General features: G+C 46.4%; 21 protein-coding genes, 3 tRNA genes and 1 pseudogene. 11 read left to right on the forward strand and 14 right to left on the reverse strand.

What is annotated here, in order from left to right:
* Positions 1 to 66 precede the first annotated feature (66 nt).
* The 3 genes from ACTHTQ_RS02165 to ACTHTQ_RS02175 all read right to left on the reverse strand — a co-directional run bounded on the left by ACTHTQ_RS02165 (position 67) and on the right by ACTHTQ_RS02175 (position 2,265).
* Positions 67 to 510, reverse strand: a complete 444-nt coding sequence (locus ACTHTQ_RS02165) for an META domain-containing protein (RefSeq protein WP_440362951.1) — start codon at positions 508 to 510, stop codon at positions 67 to 69.
* 104 nt (positions 511 to 614) lie between these two features.
* Entirely contained in the window at positions 615 to 1,058 is a 444-nt protein-coding gene (locus ACTHTQ_RS02170; protein WP_440362952.1) for a hypothetical protein, read from the reverse strand.
* 49 nt (positions 1,059 to 1,107) lie between these two features.
* Complete coding sequence (locus ACTHTQ_RS02175; protein ID WP_049344451.1) at positions 1,108 to 2,265, reverse strand: trans-sulfuration enzyme family protein; 1,158 nt, start codon at positions 2,263 to 2,265, stop codon at positions 1,108 to 1,110.
* A 178-nt stretch (positions 2,266 to 2,443) separates the two neighbouring features.
* Here ACTHTQ_RS02175 and folE2 point away from each other — a divergent pair, with 178 nt between their 5' ends.
* Both folE2 and dsbD read left to right on the forward strand, forming a co-directional pair.
* Positions 2,444 to 3,217 (forward strand): GTP cyclohydrolase FolE2, encoded by a 774-nt coding sequence (gene folE2 / locus ACTHTQ_RS02180; RefSeq protein WP_440362953.1) that lies wholly within the window; start codon positions 2,444 to 2,446, stop codon positions 3,215 to 3,217.
* Positions 3,218 to 3,434: 217 nt separating this feature from the next.
* Positions 3,435 to 5,240, forward strand: a complete 1,806-nt coding sequence (dsbD, locus tag ACTHTQ_RS02185; RefSeq protein ID WP_440362954.1) for a protein-disulfide reductase DsbD — start codon at positions 3,435 to 3,437, stop codon at positions 5,238 to 5,240.
* Between the two features lie 61 nt (positions 5,241 to 5,301).
* Here dsbD and ACTHTQ_RS02190 read toward each other — a convergent pair whose 3' ends face one another.
* The gene (locus ACTHTQ_RS02190; RefSeq protein WP_250590057.1) at positions 5,302 to 6,474 is read right to left on the reverse strand and encodes an alpha-hydroxy acid oxidase; all 1,173 of its coding nucleotides are present in this window, start codon (positions 6,472 to 6,474) and stop codon (positions 5,302 to 5,304) included.
* Between the two features lie 361 nt (positions 6,475 to 6,835).
* On the opposite strand from ACTHTQ_RS02190, the gene iscR reads away from it, so the two are divergent.
* The 7 genes from iscR to iscA all read left to right on the forward strand — a co-directional run bounded on the left by iscR (position 6,836) and on the right by iscA (position 10,618).
* Positions 6,836 to 7,282 (forward strand): Fe-S cluster assembly transcriptional regulator IscR, encoded by a 447-nt coding sequence (gene iscR / locus ACTHTQ_RS02195; protein ID WP_003680774.1) that lies wholly within the window; start codon positions 6,836 to 6,838, stop codon positions 7,280 to 7,282.
* Positions 7,283 to 7,333: 51 nt separating this feature from the next.
* The gene (locus tag ACTHTQ_RS02200; RefSeq protein ID WP_063067760.1) at positions 7,334 to 8,548 is read left to right on the forward strand and encodes an IscS subfamily cysteine desulfurase; all 1,215 of its coding nucleotides are present in this window, start codon (positions 7,334 to 7,336) and stop codon (positions 8,546 to 8,548) included.
* Between the two features lie 152 nt (positions 8,549 to 8,700).
* On the forward strand, positions 8,701 to 9,108 hold the full coding sequence (locus tag ACTHTQ_RS02205) for a hypothetical protein (protein WP_440346322.1): 408 nt from the start codon (positions 8,701 to 8,703) through the stop codon (positions 9,106 to 9,108).
* A 183-nt stretch (positions 9,109 to 9,291) separates the two neighbouring features.
* Positions 9,292 to 9,420: a hypothetical protein gene (locus tag ACTHTQ_RS02210; protein ID WP_004519897.1), complete on the forward strand. Its 129-nt coding sequence runs from the start codon at positions 9,292 to 9,294 to the stop codon at positions 9,418 to 9,420.
* 68 nt (positions 9,421 to 9,488) lie between these two features.
* Positions 9,489 to 9,875: a Fe-S cluster assembly scaffold IscU gene (gene iscU, locus ACTHTQ_RS02215; protein WP_003674559.1), complete on the forward strand. Its 387-nt coding sequence runs from the start codon at positions 9,489 to 9,491 to the stop codon at positions 9,873 to 9,875.
* Between the two features lie 107 nt (positions 9,876 to 9,982).
* Complete coding sequence (locus ACTHTQ_RS02220) at positions 9,983 to 10,228, forward strand: recombinase RecA (protein WP_440346321.1); 246 nt, start codon at positions 9,983 to 9,985, stop codon at positions 10,226 to 10,228.
* Positions 10,229 to 10,297: 69 nt separating this feature from the next.
* Entirely contained in the window at positions 10,298 to 10,618 is a 321-nt protein-coding gene (gene iscA, locus ACTHTQ_RS02225) for an iron-sulfur cluster assembly protein IscA (RefSeq protein ID WP_063075834.1), read from the forward strand.
* Here the strand turns inward: iscA and ACTHTQ_RS02230 are convergent.
* Positions 10,578 to 10,800 (reverse strand): annotated as a pseudogene (locus ACTHTQ_RS02230) (alternative ribosome-rescue factor A). The gene iscA and the pseudogene ACTHTQ_RS02230 sit on opposite strands and share 41 nt — an antisense overlap.
* A 79-nt stretch (positions 10,801 to 10,879) precedes the next feature.
* On the opposite strand from ACTHTQ_RS02230, the gene hscB reads away from it, so the two are divergent.
* The gene (gene hscB / locus ACTHTQ_RS02235) at positions 10,880 to 11,380 is read left to right on the forward strand and encodes a Fe-S protein assembly co-chaperone HscB (protein ID WP_049351512.1); all 501 of its coding nucleotides are present in this window, start codon (positions 10,880 to 10,882) and stop codon (positions 11,378 to 11,380) included.
* A 108-nt stretch (positions 11,381 to 11,488) separates the two neighbouring features.
* Here hscB and ACTHTQ_RS02240 read toward each other — a convergent pair whose 3' ends face one another.
* The 8 genes from ACTHTQ_RS02240 to ACTHTQ_RS02275 all read right to left on the reverse strand — a co-directional run bounded on the left by ACTHTQ_RS02240 (position 11,489) and on the right by ACTHTQ_RS02275 (position 16,901).
* Positions 11,489 to 12,061, reverse strand: a complete 573-nt coding sequence (locus ACTHTQ_RS02240) for a 50S ribosomal protein L25/general stress protein Ctc (protein ID WP_004519902.1) — start codon at positions 12,059 to 12,061, stop codon at positions 11,489 to 11,491.
* A gap of 65 nt (positions 12,062 to 12,126) precedes the next feature.
* A complete protein-coding gene (locus ACTHTQ_RS02245) occupies positions 12,127 to 13,110 on the reverse strand; it encodes a ribose-phosphate pyrophosphokinase (protein WP_101755247.1) in 984 nt (327 codons plus the stop codon).
* A gap of 176 nt (positions 13,111 to 13,286) precedes the next feature.
* Positions 13,287 to 13,362, reverse strand: a tRNA-Gln gene (locus ACTHTQ_RS02250).
* An 11-nt stretch (positions 13,363 to 13,373) separates the two neighbouring features.
* Positions 13,374 to 13,449: transfer RNA gene (locus tag ACTHTQ_RS02255), tRNA-Gln, on the reverse strand.
* Between the two features lie 10 nt (positions 13,450 to 13,459).
* Positions 13,460 to 13,535 (reverse strand) — tRNA-Gln (locus tag ACTHTQ_RS02260).
* A 5-nt stretch (positions 13,536 to 13,540) separates the two neighbouring features.
* Positions 13,541 to 14,389: a 4-(cytidine 5'-diphospho)-2-C-methyl-D-erythritol kinase gene (gene ispE / locus ACTHTQ_RS02265; protein WP_440363037.1), complete on the reverse strand. Its 849-nt coding sequence runs from the start codon at positions 14,387 to 14,389 to the stop codon at positions 13,541 to 13,543.
* A gap of 8 nt (positions 14,390 to 14,397) precedes the next feature.
* A complete protein-coding gene (lolB, locus tag ACTHTQ_RS02270) occupies positions 14,398 to 14,982 on the reverse strand; it encodes a lipoprotein insertase outer membrane protein LolB (protein WP_049351229.1) in 585 nt (194 codons plus the stop codon).
* A 56-nt stretch (positions 14,983 to 15,038) separates the two neighbouring features.
* Complete coding sequence (locus ACTHTQ_RS02275) at positions 15,039 to 16,901, reverse strand: tetratricopeptide repeat protein (protein WP_440362955.1); 1,863 nt, start codon at positions 16,899 to 16,901, stop codon at positions 15,039 to 15,041.
* Positions 16,902 to 17,076: 175 nt separating this feature from the next.
* On the opposite strand from ACTHTQ_RS02275, the gene ACTHTQ_RS02280 reads away from it, so the two are divergent.
* Entirely contained in the window at positions 17,077 to 17,682 is a 606-nt protein-coding gene (locus ACTHTQ_RS02280; RefSeq protein ID WP_440362956.1) for a CoA pyrophosphatase, read from the forward strand.
* A gap of 53 nt (positions 17,683 to 17,735) precedes the next feature.
* Here ACTHTQ_RS02280 and cysG read toward each other — a convergent pair whose 3' ends face one another.
* A complete protein-coding gene (gene cysG / locus ACTHTQ_RS02285) occupies positions 17,736 to 19,133 on the reverse strand; it encodes a siroheme synthase CysG (protein ID WP_440362957.1) in 1,398 nt (465 codons plus the stop codon).
* Between the last annotated feature and the right edge of the window lie 166 nt (positions 19,134 to 19,299).

Raw genomic sequence — 19,299 nt, forward strand, 5'->3', positions numbered from 1 at the left:
AAATAGGGCTTATTATAAAGATTCAAAAGGCCGTCTGAAATATTTATTTTCAGACGGCCTTTAAGATTATTCACGGCGCAAACGGATACTGATGCCTTTTTGTTCTAAAATCAAATCGTTACCGTCAAAACGATAGTTCCACACGCTTTGTTTGCGCAAAAACGCATCTTCCAGCTTCATGTCTTCACACAGCATCATGCTTACCGCAATATGGCCAAAATCAATTTTGTCCGAACCAATCGTATTGGCTTGGAACATCATATCGTTACACCCCATCTTGCCATACGCCTTAGGCATCTCGCTCAAATCCAGATAGGCATCAGTACCGGCCAAATCTTTTTCGGTGAATTTATTGAAAGCGACAACACGCCATTTGGCGGCTAAAGTAAGTTGCGCAGTTTGTTGAGTTTGCACCTGCGATTTAGAGGCTTGTTCAGACTGAGATACTGAAGGAGATGTACAAGCTGCCAAAACCACCATACTCATCAATGAACTGAATAATGTTTTCATATCTATTCCTTATGTATTACTAAAGGCCGTCTGAAAAACCATTCACTTTCAGACGGTCTTTCAATTGGTAAGGTATTAGAGACATAGATAATTTAACCATTTTTTTATTTCCAATACTCCTCAGAACTCGAGTCTAAGTGCGTTCCATGCCAAATGTTATCAACTTCATGAGCGTAAAATGGATCGTTTTGTCTCATTTCTTTTTCAAATAATTCGTCATGAAATTCCGCAAATGGATCATTACCTTGAATCTTGGAATTCCAACCACCAATAGGCATATCAACAGGCCGCCATTTGCCATTGGTTTGTCTCATGTTTGTTTTAACTGTAGCAGAAAAATACTTACTTGCGTGTTTAGATTCGGTGTAATAGTCTACAATGGTAACAAAAACGAGTGATTGGAGTAATCCAATTATCCAAAAACCCTCAACAAAAAGGTTTAATGTCGCTTCGCCTGTACTGAAGTACATTACCGTAGGCGTAGAGATGGAGAATGCCGCTACAAATAAGGTAACAAGCCTAAAAAGTTTTTTAGATTTTGTTTTCAATTTGCACTCCATAATGATTGCTAGCATTTCAGCTACCAATAAGCCTTATTTACAAAGTCGTATCCAATGCTTTGGAAATATCGTTCCAAATATCGTCAACGTCTTCAATACCGACAGAGAAACGCAGCAGGCCGACTTTGATGCCCATTTCCATTTTCACATCATGCGGCACGCCGCTGTGGGATTGGGAATAGCAATGGTTGACCAGACTTTCCACGCCGCCGAGGCTGGAAGCCATTTTGACCAGTTTCATGTTTTTAATCACGCTATTGGCCGCTTCACGCGTGTCATTTTTGAGATAAACCGTAACCACGCCGCCGATGCCTTTGGGCATTTGTGCTTGAGCGAGTTCATAATGTTCGTGCGACGGCAGGCCGGGATAGAACACTTTTTCAATGGCAGGATGAGCTTCCAAACGGCGTGCGATTTCGAGTGCGTTTTGGCAATGGGCATTCATGCGCAGAGCCAGCGTTTTGATACCGCGCAACACCAACCAGCAGTCCATCGGGCCTGCAATCGCGCCGGTATGCACCATCATGTCGTGCAAAGGCTGAGCCAGCTCTTTGGTTTTGGCAACGACTACGCCCATCAGTACGTCGGAATGGCCGCACAAATATTTGGTAGCGGAATGGAACACAAAATCGCAACCCATATCCAACGGCTGTTGCAAATATGGCGTGGCAAAGGTGTTGTCGATACCCACCAACGCACCGGCTGCTTTGGCTTTCGCAGCAAGGGCTTTGATGTCTACCAATCTCAAAAGCGGATTGGACGGGGTTTCCAGCCAAACCAGTTTGACATTGTGCGCTTTGAGCAGCTCGTCCAAATTATCCGGATTGCCCAAATCGGCAAAAACAACGTTCACACCCCATTTTTGATAAACATCGACCAATAAATCATAAGCGCCGCCGTAAATATCGGCGACCGCGACAATAGTATCGCCCGGGCGCAGGAAAGTACGCCATACGGCATCAATGCCCGCCATACCGCTGGAAAACGCAAAGCCGGCCGCACCATGCTCCAAATCGGCAACGGTATCTTCCAATACCTGACGGGTCGGGTTGCTCAGGCGCGAGTAGCGGTAAGGCACATTTTCGCCAATCTCATGCAACGCAAACATACTGTTTTGATAAATCGGCGGCATCAGCGCACGGTTGTGTTCGTCGCAATCGTAGCTGGAATGAATGGCTTTCGTGGCGAATTTCATTTGGTCTCTGCCTATGTAGATGTGAATAATCGAAGATTTTATCACTATCTGAAAAATAGAAACAATCAATGCAGGCGGATAAAGCAAGTGATATAATCTCGCATTTGCAAATCGGCCGACACGAGCCGATTCCCTCCACACGCATCTCAACAATCCTATCATGAAGGACATACCACGCATGAACGCCATTGCAGACGTGCAATCCAGCCGCGATTTACGCAACCTGCCGATTAATCAGGTCGGCATCAAAGACCTGCGCTTTCCAATCTCCCTTAAAAGCAAAGAAGGCGAACAATCCACCGTCGCCCGCCTGACCATGACGGTTTTCCTGCCTGCCGACCAAAAAGGCACGCATATGTCGCGCTTTGTCGCCCTGATAGAAAAACAAACCGATGCTTTGGATTTCGATACGCTGCACAAGCTGACCGCCGATATGGTTGCCCTGTTGGATTCGCATTCCGGCAAAATCAGCGTTTACTTCCCGTTTTTCCGCAAGAAAAGTGCGCCTGTCTCCGGCATCCAATCGCTACTCGACTATGATGTCACCCTGACCGGCGAAATCAAAAACGGTACATACAGCCACAATCTGAAAGTGATGGTTCCGGTTACTTCATTGTGTCCGTGTTCCAAAGAAATTTCCCAATACGGCGCGCATAACCAACGTTCGCATGTGACGGTCAGCCTGATTGCAAACGCGGATGTAGGCATTGAAGAAATCATCGATTACGTTGAAGCGCAAGCAAGCTGCCAGCTCTACGGTTTGCTCAAACGCCCTGACGAGAAGTATGTAACGGAAAAAGCATACGAAAATCCTAAGTTTGTCGAAGACATGGTTCGCGATGTGGCCACTGCGTTGATTGCCGACAAACGCATCGAGTCGTTTGTTGTCGAAAGCGAAAACTTCGAATCGATACACAACCATTCCGCTTACGCTTATATCGCTTATCCTTAAAGTTAAGCCGAATAGCAACAAAGGCCGTCTGAACATTTCAGACGGCCTTTGGCATAAATTGAACGATAACATGAGACTATCGGTCATGTACGGTTAACTGTAATCCGATATAATTCAAAAGAATTAGACAACTCGCGTAATCTTTAACTTAAATTAAGCCAATTGTTTTCCCCATCATTTATAATGACGGTTTCTCAACGGCATATCCGTGGATATTATGAAAAAATTCCTTTATTTCCTCATTGCATTTTTAGGCTTGAGCAGCTTCGCATTCGCAGTAGATGCCAATGATTTGCTGCCACCCGAGCAAGCCTTTGTTCCTCAAGTCAATGTAACTGATCAAGGCGTCAGCGTGCAATTCAAAATCGCTGACGGCTACTATATGTACCAGTCCAAAATCGTTGCGGTGACCGATCCGGACAAAATCTTGGCCGAACCCAAATTCAGCAAAGGCGAAGAAAAAGAAGACGAATTCTTCGGCAAACAAACGGTTTACCACCATACCGCACAGGTTGACCTGCCTTACAAACAAGCCGCGCCGCAATACAAACTGACGCTGACTTATCAAGGCTGTGCCGAAGTGGGTGTGTGTTATCCGCCTGTGGACACCGAGTTTGACGTAAAAGGCAACGGGGTTTACCAGCCGCAAAGCGACGAGCCGGTTTCTGCCAAAGACCGATTCTTGCAACCGTCCGCCTCTTCAGACGGCCAAATGCCCACGCAACCCAGTACAAACAATCCCGACAGCAGCCGCTTCAAGCTCTCTTGGGATACTTTAAACGCCAACCTGTTGGCGTTTTTTGTCGCAGGTTTGGGCTTAAGCTTTACCGCCTGTATGTATCCGCTCCTGCCGATTGTTTCCAGCATTGTCGTGGGCGATAAAAAAGCCGGCAAAGGCCGCGCGTTCACCTTGTCGATGGTGTATGTACAAGGCTTGGCATTGACCTATACCTTGGTTGGCGTGATTGCCGGTTTGACAGGCGCGCTGTTGACCGTATGGCTACAACAGCCTTGGGTCGTACTTGCCGCCGCTGCGTTGATGGTGGTACTGGCGATGTCCATGTTCGGCCTCTTCAATATCCAGCTGCCAAACTCAGTCCAATCCTATTTCCAAAACCAAAGCAATAAACTCTCCGGCGGCAAAATCATTTCCGTCTTCATCATGGGTATTTTGTCCGCCCTGATTGTCGGCCCTTGCGTTGCGCCTCCGCTGGCATTTGCTCTGGGCTATATCGGCCAGACCGGCGATGCCGTATTGGGCGGCCTTGCACTTTATGTATTAGCACTCGGCACCGGCGTGCCGCTCATCATCATCGGCACATTCGGCGGCCATATCCTGCCTAAAGCAGGCGACTGGATGAACGGCATCAAATACGCATTCGGCTTCATCTTACTGGCCGTTGCCGTATATCTTGCCACACCGCATCTGCCTTATTTCGCAGTAGTCGGCCTCTACACCTTGCTGATGATTGTTCCCGCCCTTATGCTTTTGGCGAAATCCGGCAAACAAAAAGGCCGTCTGAAAACAGTTGCCGCCGTATTAGGCTTTTTACTGCTGATTGGCGGCTCATGGTTTGGCTGGCAAAGCTTCAATAAACAAACCACTACCCTGCACCACTTCTTAACGCTGGTTCCGCCATCCGAAACCGGCCAAGAAACCGACCACGGCAAGATGTTTACCGATGTCGGCGAACTCAAAGCCGCTATGGATGCCGCCTTGAAAGCCGACCCAAGCAAGCCCGTGCTGATTGATTTCTACGCCGACTGGTGCGTATCCTGCAAAGAAATGGCCGCCTACACGCTCAACCAACCGCAGGTACACGAAGCAGTCGATATGCAGCGCTTCTTCCAAATCGACGTAACCGCCAACACTCCTGACCATCAGGCCTTACTGAAAGAATACGGCCTCTTCGGCCCTCCAGGCGTGTTTGTTGTCCGCGCCGACGGTAGTCATAGCGAAGCCTTATTAGGCTTTGTCAAACCCGATGCCTTCATCGAATGGTATCGCAAAAACGAGAAATAGCCGTCTATAAAAAGGCCGTCTGAAAACAGATTTTCAGACGGCCTTTTCTTATGTTCAGAAATTAAAATTCATCTTGATGCCAACGCGTAGAACGCAAAATGCTGGAATCCACATCTTGAATATTGCGATGACCGGTAAACGCCATGGAAATATCCATTTCTTTATACAGGATTTCCAGCGCACGGGTTACGCCTTCTTCTCCATACGCACCCAAACCATACAGAAACGCCCGGCCTATCATCGTACCTTTCGCACCCAAAGCCCAAGCCTTCAAAATATCCTGACCGCTGCGGATACCGCTGTCCATCCAAACCTCGATGTCGCTGCCCACCGCGCTGACCACATCAGGCAAAGCCTTAATGGCTGACACGGTATCGTCAAGCTGACGGCCGCCATGATTGGAAACGACCAATGCGTCCGCGCCACTTTTTGCTGCTTTTTCCGCGTCTTCCGGTTCCATAATGCCTTTGATAATCAGCTTGCCGCCCCACAAATCTTTAATGCGCGCCACATCGTCCCAGCTCAGGCGCGGGTCGAATTGTTCGGAAGTCCACGAAGACAGCGAAGACAAATCACCCACGTTTTTCGCATGGCCGACAATATTGCGGAAGGTGCGGCGTTCCGTGTTCAGCATTTTCATACACCATTCCGGTTTGGTCGCCAAATTGATTAAATTGGCGATGGTCGGTTTCGGCGGCGCAGACAGGCCGTTTTTAATGTCTTTGTGGCGCTGACCCAAAACCTGCAAATCGGCAGTCAATACCAAAGCCGAACAATTAGCATCCTTCGCACGCTTAATCAGGTTCTCCATAAACTCGCGGTCGCGCATCACATAAAGCTGAAACCAAAACGGCGAGCTGGTGTTTTCAGCCACATCTTCAATCGAACAAATGGACATGGTCGACAGCGTAAACGGAATACCGAATTTTTCCGCCGCCCGTGCCGCCAAGATTTCGCCGTCGGCATGCGCCATGCCCGTGAAACCTGTCGGCGCAATCGCTACCGGCATTTTCACATCCTGACCGATCATTTTGGTCTCAAGGCTGCGTCCTTCCATATTAACCAATACTTTTTGACGGAAACGGATGTCTTTAAAATCCGAAGTATTTTCACGATAAGTGGTTTCCGTCCAAGAGCCTGAGTCAATATAGTCATAAAACATACGCGGCATTTTACGTTTGGCAACAAGGCGCAAGTCTTCGATACAGGTTATTTTGCTTAAATCAGATTTCATTGTTGATTGCCTCTGTTAAGGTAAAGATGGACGATCAAGGCCGTCTGAACATTTCAAACACCTCATTCATTTTACGCCATCAAAACAACTAAATTTTAAGAATAATTTTGATAATCTATATCAGTATCAATATTAAATCAAAACATTTTAACCCTGATATTTGTAGGGTTGATAGCCTTTTTTCAGACAGCCTTAAATCCAAATTACAGAAAAATAAAGAAAATATTTTCCAATTTAAAAATCAGACAATGCCACCATTTAAACAAACAATCAAACCGAGCCACCACATACTTGACTGAAACACTCAGATATTAGACAATTCTCCCCACTAATAAAAACGCCCCACACAGGCAACCACACCATGAGACTGACTACCAAAGGGCGATTTGCAGTAACCGCCATGATAGATTTGGCGATGAACGCGCAAACCGGCGCTGTTAAACTCAGTGCCATCAGCGAACGACAAAGCATATCGCTTTCCTACCTCGAACAATTATTCAGCAAACTGCGCCGTGCCGGATTGGTTGAAAGCCTACGCGGCCCCGGCGGAGGCTACATCCTTGCCGCTCCCGCCGAGCAAATCAATATTGCACAAATCATCTCCGCAGCCGAAGACCGACTGGATGCCACGCAGTGCGGCAGCAAAGCAAACTGCAACCACGGCGCCCCCTGTCTGACCCACGACCTTTGGGAAAACTTAAACAAAACCATCAATGATTACCTCAGCGGCGTTACGCTGCAAAGCATCATTGAACAAAAAAACTGCAGCGACAGCAGTCATGTCGTTACCTTTACACACATTCATTAAACCGACTTGCGGCAAAGACCGCAGGCAGATGACCAAACGAAAGAGCAAACCATGACCGTCAAAACCCCCGTATACCTCGACTACGCCGCCACTACTCCCGTTGACCGCCGCGTTGCCGAAAAAATGATTCCCTACCTGTCCGATATTTTCGGCAATCCAGCCTCCAACAGCCACAGCTTCGGCTGGGAAGCAGAAGAAGCCGTAGAAAAAGCACGCGCAGACATTGCCGCACTGATTAACGCCGACTCTAAAGAAATCGTTTTCACCAGCGGCGCAACCGAGTCCAACAACCTCGCCATCAAAGGCGCGGCGCACTTCTACAAATCCAAAGGCAACCACCTCATCACCGTAAAAACCGAGCACAAAGCCGTACTCGACACCATGCGCGAACTCGAACGCCAAGGTTATGAAGTAACTTATCTAGACGTACAAGAAAACGGTTTGGTTGATTTAGACGTACTGAAAGCCGCCATCCGCGAAGACACCATCCTCGTTTCCGTCATGTGGGTAAACAACGAAATCGGCGTGGTTCAAGATATTCCTGCCATCGGCGAAATCTGCCGCGAACGTAAAATAATTTTCCATGTTGACGCAGCACAAGCATGCGGTAAAGTACCTGTCGACGTTGAAGCTGCCAAAGTTGATTTGCTGTCTATGTCCGGCCACAAAGTATACGGCCCTAAAGGCATCGGCGCCCTGTATGTACGCCGTAAACCACGCGTCCGCCTCGAAGCCCAAATGCACGGCGGTGGCCACGAACGCGGCTTCCGCAGCGGCACCCTGCCGACCCACCAAATCGTCGGCATGGGCGAAGCCTTCCGCATCGCCAAAGAAGAACTCGAGCAAGACATGGCACACTACCGCAAACTGCGCGACATCTTCCTCAAAGGCATCGAAGGCATCGAAGAAGTCTATATCAACGGCGACCTCGAACACCGCGCCCCAAACAACCTGAACGTCAGCTTCAACTTCGTCGAAGGCGAAAGCCTGATTATGGCGGTCAAAGAACTCGCCGTATCCAGCGGCTCCGCCTGTACTTCTGCCAGTCTCGAACCAAGCTACGTCTTGCGCGCACTCGGCCGCAACGACGAATTGGCACATTCTTCCCTGCGCATCACCTTCGGCCGCATGACCACCGAAGAAGAAGTGCAATTCGCAGCAGAACTGATTAAATCCAAAATCGGCAAACTGCGCGAACTGTCTCCGCTGTGGGAAATGTTTAAAGAAGGTATCGATTTGAACTCGATTGAATGGGCGGCGCATTGATAAGAAGAAAAGGTCGTCTGAAAGGTATTTTTCAGACGACCTAAACGCCAAATCAAGCATACTTAGGTTGGGTTAATAACTTAAACTGCTTAATCTTGTGTTGTTTGATGTATTTTTGATGTTAATTTGACTAACCTTAGGAGACTACTAGAATGAAAACTTTAGAAAAGCATTTTGAATACAATAATGGAATATACTCAATTGTTGAGTTAGAAAATTATCGTATTGAAGAGGGAGAACAAGATGACGAACTGGTCAAAATTAGACCTAAAGAAAATGAGGAAGAGAAAGTAACAAACATTTGGCTTGTTATTTATCAAGCTGGGAAATTATTAACAAATGATGGTAAAACTTTAACTCAAAAAGAATTTGATGATTTCTTTAAGGATTTTGAAAATATTCAAGTTGATATAGAGAGAACTTTTCTAGTTCCATTTACACTTAAAAACGAGACTTTACCTAGAGGATACATGATTACACCATTCTATAAAGATGGAGTGAAGAGAAGTGCGGAAATTGAGTTTAACAAAGATGATTTTGATAGTTTAAGAAAGTTATAAATTCTACAAAAAGCAAGCGTAGGTTGAACTGTAAACCAAATGAAACCGTAAACTTGCTCAAAACGTTAGGTCTGATAACCTACACAATCTATACATTAAAAAACAAAAAAGGTCGTCTGAAAACCATAAAAACCTTTTCAGACGACCTAAAAGCCACAATCTTCAAATTAAGGATACAAGCCCATGGACGAACAAGAACTCGACCTCGACAATCTCGACAACCTGCTTGAAGATTTTGACGGCGTTACCGTAGAAGGCGGCGTCGATTCGGAAAACGACGACGGCTGCGAAGGCGGCGCGTGTAAAATCTAAACTTCAGGCCGTCTGAATATTCGTAAACAAACCATTTACACCACTAAAAACACAAAGGAAACCACATCATGGCATACAGCGATAAAGTAATCGACCACTACGAAAATCCCCGCAACGTCGGTACTTTCGACAAAAATGACGAATCTGTCGGTACCGGCATGGTCGGCGCACCGGCCTGCGGTGACGTAATGCGTCTGCAAATCAAAGTAAACGATGAGGGTATTATCGAAGATGCAAAATTCAAAACTTACGGTTGCGGTTCTGCCATCGCGTCTTCCAGCCTGATCACCGAGTGGGTCAAAGGCAAAAGCTTGGATGACGCGCTGGCAATCAAAAACAGTGAAATTGCCGAAGAGTTGGAATTGCCGCCAGTTAAAATCCACTGTTCCATTTTAGCTGAAGATGCAGTAAAAGCAGCCGTTGCCGACTATCGCAAACGTCAGGAAAACAAATAATCTTGTTTGCCAGATACTTTGTTTGCAGATATTAATGCCTAAATCGGCTTGATAGGCCCAATTTGCCATATAAGTGCGCCAGTACCTGCAAAATCAAAGGAAGCGAAATGCCTTTTACTGATAAAGAAGTCCAATCCCTACTTGCTGTCAAAGGCATAGGTAAAACCATATTACAGCGTTTGCAGCAAATGGGGTTGGATGATGTTGCCAACCTGGCGGCGGCAGATTTGGACGATATTTTGGAACAGGGCGCACAATTGACCGGCTCGACCTGTTGGAAAAACAGTCCGCAGGCAAAAGCTGCCATTGCCGCTGCAATAGAGTGGGCAAAACAGCGTTTTCAGACGGCCTGAGCGTCAAGAGGCCGTCTGAAATAAAAAAACAGGCAAAACAGAAAATGATTGCGAAATGAGGAAAAAAGCATGATTACCATCACAGAAAATGCAGCCAAACACATCAACGGCTACCTGACCAAACGTGGCAAAGGGTTAGGTGTGCGCTTGGGTGTGAAAACCAGCGGCTGCTCGGGCATGGCATACAACCTTGAATTTGTCGATGAAGTGAACGAGGATGATCTGATTTTTGAAGAACACGGCGCGCGCGTTTATATCGATCCAAAAAGCTTGGTTTATCTAGACGGCACGCAAGTCGATTACACCAAAGAAGGCTTACAGGAAGGTTTCAAATTTGAAAATCCGAATGTCAAAGACTCTTGCGGCTGTGGTGAGAGCTTCCACGTTTAAAATATAAAAAATGGCGGGAAAGTATCAAAACCATCCCGCCATTTTTTGGCTTCTTGCCTATTATAGCTGCCCTTGCCTTTTCTTTTTCGTTCTACTTTGTGTCGGAACAAATCAGATTTGACTAAGGCTTTTAAGGCATTGTCCCGTATTTTGCCTTTATTGTGTTGTACCTTACCTGTCATATTGTTTTCCTTTCGTATAAACAGTTTTTGGATTATATCGTAAAATAATCTTCTTCTTTAGATTTTTTCCTTTAATATCATGTCTCAATACTTCAACCTCTTCCAGCTTGAGCCATCTTTCAATATTGATACCGAAGCACTCGAACAGACCTATCGAGCTTTAGCTGCCCGTTTTCATCCCGATAAATTTGCTTCCGCCTCAGCTTTTGAGCAAAAACAAGCCGTCATGATGTCTTCTACAATTAATGATGCCTACCGCACATTAAAAAGCCCTATTGATCGGGCTGCTTATCTCTTGAAAAGCCAAAATATCGATGCTGATGCACCTGAACACACTTCGTTTTCACCAGAATTCCTCATGCAGCAGATGGAATGGCGGGAAACATTAATGGATGCACAAATGGAACAAAACCATGATGCCATCCGAGCGCTGGATCAAGAAATCCAAGAAGTACAAAGCAACCTATATCAAGATTTGCAACAAGCATTTGAACAACAGGATTATGAATCAGCCGCACAATGGGTACGGCATGGACGCTTTCTTAATAAACTTCGCAATGAAATTGCTTCAATCTTATAAAGTACATACGCTGTTACGTTTACCTAAGTTTTATAGCAAATAATTTTATATGTAAAACAAAAACCGTATCAGATAAATCTGATACGGTTTTCTTATATTAACTACCTATTAGCGTTTTTTACCAGTAACAGTAGCAACAGCCAGGTTTTCGTTACGTTTCAGAGAAACGCTTTCAACACCTTCTGGCAATTTGATGTCTGACAAGTGCAGAATGTCGCCGGCAACTACTGATGCACAATCCAGCTCCAAGAAAGCAGGAATATTTGCAGGCAAAGCAACTACTTCAACAGAAGTGTTCAACAAAGATACGCGACCACCTTGCAGTTTAACAGCTTGAGAGTTTTCAGCGTTAACAATGTGCAGAGGAACACGGATGCGTACAGGTTGATCAGCTTTTACAGCTTGGAAGTCGATGTGTTGAACTTCGCGGCGGAATGGGTGCATTTGGAAGTCACGCACGATAACGTCTTTAGTTTCACCGTTCAAAGACAGTTTGATCAAAGCAGTATGGAAAGATTCTTTTTCCAATGCGTAGAATACAGTTTTGTGGTCTACAGCGATAGCAACAGGCTCTTGACCTTCACCGTACAGGATGCCAGGAATTTGGCCTTCGCGACGCAGGCGGCGGCTCGCACCAGTGCCTTGGGCTTCGCGAACAGAGGCTTGAATTTCGTAAGTCATGTTTAATACTCCAATTTAGATAAAATCGTCGTCATCGGCCGCGACCAGCTTAAGACGACATCGGGTTATGGCAGCAACATGCCGCCAGTCATCACATCTTCATTGAAAAGATATGAGACGGATTCTTCATTGCTGATACGGCGTACCGTTTCAGCCAGCAAACCGGCAATGGTAACTTGACGGATGCGTTCACATTTTTTAGCTGCTTCAGACAACGGAATCGTATCTGTCACAACTACTTGGTCAATTTCGGAAGAAGCAATTCGATTCACTGCTTCGCCGGAGAATACTGCATGGCTGGCGTATGCCAGTACACGATCCGCACCGCGCTCTTTCAGGGCAACAGCCGCTTTACATAAGGTGTTTGCTGTATCGATCATATCATCTACGATTAAGCAAGTACGGCCTTGAATATCACCAATAATATTCATCACTTCAGCCACGTTGGCTTTAGGACGACGTTTATCAATAATGGCCAAATCAGCATTTAAAGATTTAGCAACAGCACGTGCACGTACAACACCACCGATATCAGGGCTGACAACAGTCAGATTGTCGATACGTTGTTGTTTAATATCGTTCAATAGAATCGGGGTAGCGTAAATATTATCTACCGGAATATCGAAGAAACCTTGAATTTGATCGGCATGCAAGTCAACAGTCAATACGCGGTCGATACCTGCTGAGTACAACATATTCGCTACCAATTTAGCAGAAATCGGTACACGGACAGAGCGAGGACGGCGATCCTGACGCGCATAGCCAAAGTATGGAATCGCGGCAGTAATACGACCGGCAGAAGCACGTTTGAGTGCATCGGCCATAGTCAAAATTTCCATCAGGTTGTCATTGGTTGGCGCGCAGGTAGGTTGCAAAATAAACACATCGCGACCACGCACATTTTCCAGCAATTCAATGGCTACTTCGCCATCAGAGAATTTGGAAACAGTGGCTTCACCGAGTGAAATATCCAAATGTTTGACAACACGTTGCGCCAATTCCGGATTTGCATTACCGGTAAACACCATTAAACTGTCATAAGCAGCCATATCTTCACCTGATTCTAGATTTAATTTACGCGCAGAAAACATTACGCTTCCCTTTGCCCTATGTCTAAGACACTAATTGCGCGATTATACGCGTAAAGACGGGTAAAAAAAAGTTTTTCAGCGTTATTTTGCTCTTAGCGTAAAAAAGCGTGTAAGAGAACTTACACGCTTTTATTTGGCTGGGGAGGAAGGATTCGAACCTTCGCATGCTGGAATCAAAATCCAGTGTCTTAACCGCTTGACGACTCCCCAATAAAGGGTGTTGGCTGGGGAGGAAGGATTCGAACCTTCGCATGCTGGAATCAAAATCCAGTGTCTTAACCGCTTGACGACTCCCCAACAAAGGGTTTGGCTGGGGAGGAAGGATTCGAACCTTCGCATGCTGGAATCAAAATCCAGTGTCTTAACCGCTTGACGACTCCCCAACTTACTAAATCATATGAAATAGCGGATGAATATCTAATCCTTCCACACAATAAGCTTCATATAATTGAGAAACCTGTTGGTAAATTGTATTTGCTTCTTGATGAGGTACACTTGCTATAAATAAACAAGCTCCAGAACCGGTCATTAATGTATAACCATATTGGGATAACTCAACATAAGCCTTCCAAACTTCAGGATATTCCTGAAACACAACCGCCTGCATATCATTTCGAAACGGCTGTAATGATTGGAAAGTCGGCATTATGCTGGGTTTGGAATCACGTGTCAAGCCTTCATGTACAAAAATTTTAGCTGTTGCCACATGGACGGGGGGCTTAACGATAACATACCATTGTTTAGGGACATCTATTTCAGCCAGCTTCTCGCCTACTCCTTTGGCAAAAGCACTTCTTCCAAAAATAAAAAAAGGAACATCCGCACCAAGACTTACACCTAAATCAATCAGTTGCTGCCTGCTCAAGCCACATTGCCACCATTGGTTTAAAACCATTAAAACTGTGGCCGCATCAGAGCTGCCGCCGCCCAATCCGCCTCCGGTCGGAATCACTTTATCCAACCAAATTTCAACGCCGTGCGGTACGCTTGCATATGGCAGTAATAATTTAGCCGCCCGATAAGTCAAGTCTTGCTCAGGCTTAAGCCCTTCGACCGGCGTATGCAGAATAATTTGTCCATCAGTACGCATTTTCAGATGAACGGTATCGTATAAGCCGATCAAACAGAAAATACTTTCCAAATTATGATAACCATCGCTCCTGCGGCCGGTAATCCTTAAATCTAAATTTAATTTAGCCGGCGCAGGAAAGGCTTGGGTTTCCTCTGAAACAGACATGGCATCCTCTATTTGCGTGCTGCGCATCGGGTTTGTCCATTCTTATCCAAAGAGTGGTTTACCGTGTCGAATACCAAGCGGATATTAAACTTGGCATTCTCAAGTTGAAGCGTTTTGGGCTGTCCTGAACTATTTAAAGTGCGCGATATTGTCCAGTCAAACTGCTCCAGACGGCCATCAGGCAGGATTTTGTATGGCGCATTGGCAACGCGTTTACCATCCGCCCAAATATGCAGATATTGAACCGGCAAAGCAAAGCCTAAAAGCTGTCTGCTTAATTCCTCAGCCGTTTCCGCCTGATAGACCTTACCCTTACTGTCTACTGCCAATACACCTTCACTGTCTTGACACAGCTGGCCTACGGTATTGCCCAATGGTGTATTGACATCAATGGTTTGAACCGCATTCTGATAAGTCCAGTCGAAATTGGCATAAGAGCCTTTGCCTTCCACTTTAACAGCCAATCGACCATCTGCGCTAAAATCCTGCACCTGCTCTGCTGCTTGCCAACTGTTTTGTTGAGGTAAGTTTGGCTGCGCACAGGCAGCCAAAAGCAATAAGGCTGTAACCGATGATAATTGTTTTAAATTCATGGATATTCCTTCATAGGCCGTCTGAAATCATACGCTTTTCAGACGGCCTTTTGGTTTTATTTGTGTTTTTGAATATGCGGTTTACTGGGCGTTATACCGAATTTGGACATTGTCTCTTTCAATACTCGGAGATTGCTTCCGCGCTTCAAACCATCATTCCAGATTTCTTTGGCCTTGTCTTGGTCTCCAAGCGTCCACAGGACTTCGCCCAAATGCGCAGCGACTTCGGCTTCAGGTTCTTTTTCGTAGGCATATTGGATATATGGAAGCGCCATTTGCGCATCGCCTTTAAGATAATAAGCCCAGCCTACACTGTCATTAATTGCTGCGCTTTCCGGCTCCATTTGATAGGCCGTCTGAACCATTTTGAATGCCTCCTCCAAATTCTTGCCGTTTGACAACAAGGTATAGCCCAAAGCATTCCAACCGTGCGGATTATCCGGATACAGCTCTACCACACGGTGCAAATCGGCAATCGCCTTGCCTGGCTGATTCAGCTTCTCATACACCATCGAACGCTGATACAACACATTGGCAAGCAGCTCGGGAGAAGCTTGGGTTTTCAAGGATTTTTCAGTGGAATTTACCAAGCTGTTCAAAGCGTTCAACGATTCTTGAAGATTGGTATTTTTAGACAATACAAACAAAGCCGTATTCAGCAAATCACTGGCTTCAAAATAACGTCCTCTTTGCTCGGGCATTTTTTGTGCGCGTTGCACCAAAGCCCAAGCCTCTTTATGGTTGCCCTGTTTGGCTTCGATAGAAGCGGCCAAAATAGTTTTATCAAACGTATAAGCCGTTGCCGTTACCTTGTCCAGCCATTGTTTGGCTTTCGCAAATTCTTCAGCATCATTATAAGAAACCGCACCAATCAAAGCCGCACGGCTGCGCTGCTCTTCCGTACCGGCTTTATAAGCCTTTTCCAGATAGCTGTTTACCGCAGAAATATTTTCCGTCTTGCTGGCGGACAATAAGGCGGCCTGAATATACAAATCAGGGTTTGGATTTTCTTCCAACAAAGTCTGCAAACGCTTAAAGGCCTGATCATTTTGACCATGGGCGATCAAATTGGCGATGTCCAACTCCTGCCAAATCGGAGATAAGGTTTTGGTGTCTGTATCTTTGAAGAAGCCGTCCAGAATATCAGGATGCCGTTGCGCCATCAGTCGCAACGTAACAAAAGTCGGCGGCAGAATTTCGTTATCCAACTTGGCCAATCGCTGCAATGCCGCAATGGCGTGTTTCTTTTGACCGTCTTTTGCACTAAAAATTGCATCCGCAATCGCCGCTTCTGGAAAGTCTTTATAATTCAGTGCCGTTTTATGCACTTGTTTGACCGCATCGCTGGTCAGATTCGGCTGTTGTGCTGCGGTTTGTGCCAAAAGCAGGAACACGCGCTTTTGCTCGTCTTCACTACCGCCGACAATCACCTTGTCCAATCCGCTCAAATTCTTATCGGCTTTGCCCAGCAGCAAATTGCGCAACCAAGTCATACGCTTTTGTGTTTCACCAGGCTCCGGCTCGATTTCGCGCCATTTTTGGTAAATGGCTTCAGCCTGTTCAAAGGCATTTAAAGAAACTGCCATCTCCAAAGCGCGTTCGGCCACTTCGGGAGATTTGGTGCGATGCAACGTCAAAATATAAGTAAACAGAGCAGAAGCCGCATCACCCTTTTGCAGAGCCAGTTCTGAATTTAACAAAGTGAAAACCTGCGAGGTACGGTTTTGTATACCCAACAGACGTATCCGCTCCTGCTCGCGCTCTTCGGGAGAAAAACGGTCGGCACGGCTTTTCTTTTTAATAATCTTAGCCGATTCAAAAACTGCATTTGAATCGCCGGGCGCGGCAAAAGTTTGTGTAGCAAACAACATCATTACAGCCGCAGCTGCTACTCGAATACGGGATGGGAAAAACAACATAACTATCCTTTTTGAGAACCTGCCGACATTTTCAGACGGCCTAAGCACTTGCAAAACAGATGCAAAGCTTTATTTATCATTCAGGCATAACTGTAACACACGCACCCTATTTTGTTGACACGGTAACCGTAAACCTTGTGTAATCCTCATCTGCATAAAACGATCAGCGCCAAAAATGAATACCGACCACCTTATCCATTTCCTAACTCAAGCTTCACGCTTCAGCAGCCGTATGCAAGCAGAGCGCAATCAATTAGTTACCGCCCAAACGGTCAAAGATGCAGCCGTTTTGGTCGGCATTATCTTGCATGAAGGAGCGTGGCAAATTTTACTGACCAAAAGGGCCGAGACCTTAAGGCAGCACACCGGACAAATCGCCTTTGCCGGCGGCCGCAAAGATGCCCAAGACGACAGCCTAACGGCAACGGCGTTAAGAGAAGCTTATGAAGAAACCGCCATTCCGATTGCCGCATGGCAGACTTTTGCGCCGCTACCCTTTTATGACACGCCCTCCGGCTACCGTGTTACGCCTGTTCCGGCAATTTGCGTCCAGCCCGTCAACCCCAAAGCCAACCCCGACGAAGTAGCAGAAATTTTTTATCTGCCTTTGAGCTTCGCCTTAAACCTGAGAAACTACACATTCCGCCAGCTTCATCACAATAATCAAACCCTCGCCCTCCCCACCCTACCTTTTCGGCACTACGACATTTGGGGACTGACAGCAATCATCCTATATGGACTGGCTGAACGTTATCAGCAATATTGCCAAGCTTTTAAATAAGGCAAGGCCGTCTGAAAACCAATATTCAGACGGCCTTATTTAATCAATCCTCTTTACGCAGCTTCTTCATAGCATTCGACAAATTCTCCAAACCATTTCATCTCATTGCGCAGGGAAACCACTTCGCCAATCACCATTAAAGCTGGACGCTCTGCTTCGGCAGCCAACACGCCCAAATCTTTCAGACGGCCTGTCCGCACGGTCTGATTCGGTAAAGTCCCATTTGAAATCACGGCAACAGGTGTAGAAGGCTGCCTGCCATAAGCCATCAGCTTTTCCGCAATTTCAGCCGCTTTAAGCGTCCCCATATAGATTACCAGCGTTTGACGGCTTAAAGCCAAAGTCTGCCAATCAGGCTGATTGCCATCGTGTTTGCTGTGGCCGGTTACAAATAAAGTACTTTGGGCGCAATTGCGATGGGTTAACGGAATACCGGCATAAGCAGTAGCACCCAAGGCGGCAGTAATTCCCGGCACAATACGGTAGGCAATCCCGGCCTGATGCAGGGTTTGCACTTCCTCCCCGCCGCGCCCGAATACAAAAGGATCGCCGCCTTTCAACCTCACTACGCGCTCACCTTTTTGAGCGTGTTCAACCAATAGACGGTTGGTTTCTTCCTGCTGGACATGATGCGCACCGGCGCGTTTGCTTACGCTAATTTTCACCGCATCTTTGCGCACCATCGCCAAAATCTCATCCGACACTAAAGCATCGTAAAACACCGTATCCGCAGCATGTATGGCCTGCAAAGCATGTATGGTCAGCAAGCACGGATCGCCCGGCCCTGCGCCTACCAAAACCACTTCGCCGCCAAACGGCGTTTCCCGATTCAACTGCGTTATCAATTCACGCTCTGCCGCTTCGATATTGTTTTGAGCCGCATAAATACTGAAACGGCTGTCGAACAATTTTTCCCAAAAATAACGGCGGCGTTCAACATGATGAATAGTCTGTTTAACCTTTTCTCGCCATTTTCCGGCAATACGCGCCATTATGCCCGTATGCAGCGGAATCAATGTCTCAATAATCTGCCGCCATTTCCGCGCTAATACAGGCGCAGTACCGCCGCTGGATATGGCTATCTTCAACGGCCCCCTATCCACCACGGCAGGCACGATAAACGAACACAAATCCGCCGTATCCACCGTATTGCACAATTTCGCCCGTCGCTCTGCCGCTTCAAAAATACGCCGGTTAAACCCATCATCATCCGTCGCCGCAATAACGAAATACACCTCGTCCAGCATGGCTTCTTCAAACAAGCCGCCCAGCCAAACTATTTTTTCTTCAGCCGCCCATTGCTGAAACTGCGGATTCAAAGTTTCCGCAACAACGCGCACACGCGCTCCGGCAGACAACAGACTTTCTGCCTTGCGTTCGGCAACCTTGCCCGCACCAGCCAGTAAAACAGGACGGTCTCTCAAATCGGCAAACAAAGGATAATGGCTCATGGTCGTGCTCTTACTTTATCAATGATTGTCCGCCGATATTAAAGGCCGTCTGAAAAAATAGGAAAGAATGGTTTCTGATTTTCTTATGGTGTTTGGTTATATACCTGCCACAACAAAATAAGTTATAGCGGCAAACACAAAACAGAAGCAGAAAATTTCAAAATAA

Origin of the sequence: Neisseria sp. P0020.S003 (assembly GCF_051957095.1) — a bacterium.
GTDB lineage: Bacteria > Pseudomonadota > Gammaproteobacteria > Burkholderiales > Neisseriaceae > Neisseria > Neisseria subflava.

Excerpts from the sequence above, each read along its gene's own strand:
- ACTHTQ_RS02165 (WP_440362951.1), bottom strand. The coding sequence starts at position 510 with ATGAAAACATTATTCAGTTCATTGATGAGTATGGTGGTTTTGGCAGCT.
- ACTHTQ_RS02175 (WP_049344451.1), bottom strand. The coding sequence starts at position 2,265 with ATGAAATTCGCCACGAAAGCCATTCATTCCAGCTACGATTGCGACGAA.
- folE2 (WP_440362953.1), top strand. The coding sequence starts at position 2,444 with ATGAACGCCATTGCAGACGTGCAATCCAGCCGCGATTTACGCAACCTG.
- dsbD (WP_440362954.1), top strand. The coding sequence starts at position 3,435 with ATGAAAAAATTCCTTTATTTCCTCATTGCATTTTTAGGCTTGAGCAGC.
- ACTHTQ_RS02190 (WP_250590057.1), bottom strand. The coding sequence starts at position 6,474 with ATGAAATCTGATTTAAGCAAAATAACCTGTATCGAAGACTTGCGCCTT.
- iscR (WP_003680774.1), top strand. The coding sequence starts at position 6,836 with ATGAGACTGACTACCAAAGGGCGATTTGCAGTAACCGCCATGATAGAT.
- ACTHTQ_RS02200 (WP_063067760.1), top strand. The coding sequence starts at position 7,334 with ATGACCGTCAAAACCCCCGTATACCTCGACTACGCCGCCACTACTCCC.
- ACTHTQ_RS02205 (WP_440346322.1), top strand. The coding sequence starts at position 8,701 with ATGAAAACTTTAGAAAAGCATTTTGAATACAATAATGGAATATACTCA.
- ACTHTQ_RS02210 (WP_004519897.1), top strand. The coding sequence starts at position 9,292 with ATGGACGAACAAGAACTCGACCTCGACAATCTCGACAACCTGCTTGAA.
- iscU (WP_003674559.1), top strand. The coding sequence starts at position 9,489 with ATGGCATACAGCGATAAAGTAATCGACCACTACGAAAATCCCCGCAAC.
- ACTHTQ_RS02220 (WP_440346321.1), top strand. The coding sequence starts at position 9,983 with ATGCCTTTTACTGATAAAGAAGTCCAATCCCTACTTGCTGTCAAAGGC.
- iscA (WP_063075834.1), top strand. The coding sequence starts at position 10,298 with ATGATTACCATCACAGAAAATGCAGCCAAACACATCAACGGCTACCTG.
- hscB (WP_049351512.1), top strand. The coding sequence starts at position 10,880 with ATGTCTCAATACTTCAACCTCTTCCAGCTTGAGCCATCTTTCAATATT.
- ACTHTQ_RS02240 (WP_004519902.1), bottom strand. The coding sequence starts at position 12,061 with ATGACTTACGAAATTCAAGCCTCTGTTCGCGAAGCCCAAGGCACTGGT.
- ACTHTQ_RS02245 (WP_101755247.1), bottom strand. The coding sequence starts at position 13,110 with ATGGCTGCTTATGACAGTTTAATGGTGTTTACCGGTAATGCAAATCCG.
- ispE (WP_440363037.1), bottom strand. The coding sequence starts at position 14,389 with ATGTCTGTTTCAGAGGAAACCCAAGCCTTTCCTGCGCCGGCTAAATTA.
- lolB (WP_049351229.1), bottom strand. The coding sequence starts at position 14,982 with ATGAATTTAAAACAATTATCATCGGTTACAGCCTTATTGCTTTTGGCT.
- ACTHTQ_RS02275 (WP_440362955.1), bottom strand. The coding sequence starts at position 16,901 with ATGTTGTTTTTCCCATCCCGTATTCGAGTAGCAGCTGCGGCTGTAATG.
- ACTHTQ_RS02280 (WP_440362956.1), top strand. The coding sequence starts at position 17,077 with ATGAATACCGACCACCTTATCCATTTCCTAACTCAAGCTTCACGCTTC.
- cysG (WP_440362957.1), bottom strand. The coding sequence starts at position 19,133 with ATGAGCCATTATCCTTTGTTTGCCGATTTGAGAGACCGTCCTGTTTTA.